The sequence below is a fragment of the Flavobacterium sp. RSB2_4_14 genome, assembly GCF_051547085.1.
In the GTDB taxonomy this organism is placed as follows: Bacteria; Bacteroidota; Bacteroidia; order Flavobacteriales; family Flavobacteriaceae; genus Flavobacterium.
In genome coordinates this window covers 1-2,500 of record NZ_JBPTTL010000016.1, presented here as the reverse complement: position 1 = coordinate 2,500, position 2,500 = coordinate 1, and the positions used below count along the sequence as shown (strand labels likewise).

General features: G+C 45.2%; 2 tRNA genes and 2 rRNA genes (1 of these 4 cut by a window edge). All 4 read right to left on the bottom strand.

Going from position 1 to position 2,500, the window contains the following annotated elements:
• Positions 1-185, bottom strand: a 23S ribosomal RNA gene (locus ACSVH2_RS14035); it reaches 2,700 nt to the left of the window's first position.
• A gap of 104 nt (positions 186-289) precedes the next feature.
• A tRNA-Ala gene (locus ACSVH2_RS14030) sits at positions 290-363 on the bottom strand.
• A gap of 109 nt (positions 364-472) precedes the next feature.
• Positions 473-546 (bottom strand) — tRNA-Ile (locus tag ACSVH2_RS14025).
• An 88-nt stretch (positions 547-634) separates the two neighbouring features.
• A 16S ribosomal RNA gene (locus ACSVH2_RS14020) occupies positions 635-2,148 on the bottom strand.
• Together the 16S and 23S rRNA genes with 2 tRNA genes alongside form the textbook arrangement of a ribosomal RNA operon.
• Positions 2,149-2,500: the final 352 nt, after the last annotated feature.

Here is a 2,500-nt window from a genome sequence, read left to right as displayed (position 1 = left end):
TGTTTCAGTTCAGCGGGTTTGCTCATCTATCGATGTGACATGTCTTCAACATGCCGGGTTGCCCCATTCGGATATCTACGGATCAATTCGTGTGTGCCAATCCCCGTAGCTTTTCGCAGCTTATCACGTCCTTCTTCGCCTCTGAGAGCCTAGGCATCCCCCATACGCCCTTATTTTGCTTATTGTACTTTTGCCCTATACATAATTGTATAGAACGTGTTCTTTCTACTTTTTAAATATTTTCTTATCTCAATATGTCAATGAACTTTTTTCCGATTAATCGGAATAGTGGAGAATAACGGAGTCGAACCGTTGACCTCCTGCGTGCAAGGCAGGCGCTCTAGCCAGCTGAGCTAATCCCCCATTTTTTAGTTGCTAGTTAACAGTCATCAGTTAACACTACTTCAAACGGTTCACTCAACCTCTAAAATTTCCTTAAGCTTACAGTTTTATTTATTATATAAAAATAAAGTAGTCCCGCCCAGACTCGAACTGGGGACCCCTACATTATCAGTGTAGTACTCTAACCAGCTGAGCTACGAGACTCTGTTTTTTTGCTTATTATAATATTTGAACTAACAGCGAGAGTAATCTAAACGTCTAATCTTAATTCTTATCCTTTTATCGTCTCTAGAAAGGAGGTGTTCCAGCCGCACCTTCCGGTACGGCTACCTTGTTACGACTTAGCCCTAGTTACCAGTTTTACCCTAGGCAGCTCCTTGCGGTCACCGACTTCAGGCACCCCCAGCTTCCATGGCTTGACGGGCGGTGTGTACAAGGCCCGGGAACGTATTCACCGGATCATGGCTGATATCCGATTACTAGCGATTCCAGCTTCACGGAGTCGAGTTGCAGACTCCGATCCGAACTGAGAACGGTTTTGTAGATTCGCTCCTGGTCACCCAGTGGCTGCTCTCTGTACCGTCCATTGTAGCACGTGTGTAGCCCAAGGCGTAAGGGCCGTGATGATTTGACGTCATCCCCACCTTCCTCACAGTTTACACTGGCAGTCTTGTTAGAGTTCCCGACACTACTCGCTGGCAACTAACAACAGGGGTTGCGCTCGTTATAGGACTTAACCTGACACCTCACGGCACGAGCTGACGACAACCATGCAGCACCTTGTAAATTGTCTTGCGAAAAGTCTGTTTCCAAACCGGTCAATCTACATTTAAGCCTTGGTAAGGTTCCTCGCGTATCATCGAATTAAACCACATGCTCCACCGCTTGTGCGGGCCCCCGTCAATTCCTTTGAGTTTCATTCTTGCGAACGTACTCCCCAGGTGGGATACTTATCACTTTCGCTTAGCCACTCAGATTGCTCCGAACAGCTAGTATCCATCGTTTACGGCGTGGACTACCAGGGTATCTAATCCTGTTCGCTCCCCACGCTTTCGTCCATCAGCGTCAATCCACTAGTAGTAACCTGCCTTCGCAATTGGTATTCCATGTAATATCTAAGCATTTCACCGCTACACTACATATTCTAGTTACTTCCTAGTAATTCAAGTCTGACAGTATCAATGGCCGTTCCATCGTTGAGCGATGGGCTTTCACCACTGACTTATCAAACCGCCTACGGACCCTTTAAACCCAATGATTCCGGATAACGCTTGGATCCTCCGTATTACCGCGGCTGCTGGCACGGAGTTAGCCGATCCTTATTCTTACGGTACCGTCAAGCTCCTACACGTAGGAGTGTTTCTTCCCGTACAAAAGCAGTTTACACACCATAGATGCGTCTTCCTGCACGCGGCATGGCTGGATCAGGCTTGCGCCCATTGTCCAATATTCCTCACTGCTGCCTCCCGTAGGAGTCTGGTCCGTGTCTCAGTACCAGTGTGGGGGATCTCCCTCTCAGGACCCCTACCTATCGTAGCCTTGGTGTGCCGTTACCACACCAACTAGCTAATAGGACGCATGCTCATCTTTTACCGTTGGAACTTTAATAGTAACTTCATGCGAAGTAACTATACTATGAGGTATTAATCCAAATTTCTCTGGGCTATCCCTCTGTAAAAGGTAGATTGCATACGCGTTACGCACCCGTGCGCCGGTCTCTAGGTCCGAAAACCTATACCCCTCGACTTGCATGTGTTAAGCCTGCCGCTAGCGTTCATCCTGAGCCAGGATCAAACTCTTCATCGTATATTGTTATGCTGAAATTTAATTCTGCATCGTATTGTAGACAAAGGCTAGTCTTCTCTAATCTTCCGATTATCTTACTCTCTTTATTTGTCCCGATATCTCTATCGGAACGGCTGTCAATTCAATATGTCTATGAACGTATTCTTATATCTTTTTACCACTTTCATTCTCAAAGCGGGTGCAAAAGTAACCATTCTTTTTAAACTAACAAGTCTTTTTAAAATTATTTTTGAATTTATTTTAAATCAACCAATTCACAGTTTTTTTCCAGAACTTATCCCGTTGCGGGGTGCAAATATAAAAACCTTTTAACCCATATTCCAAATTTTTTAAAGCCTTTTTTAATTCTTTT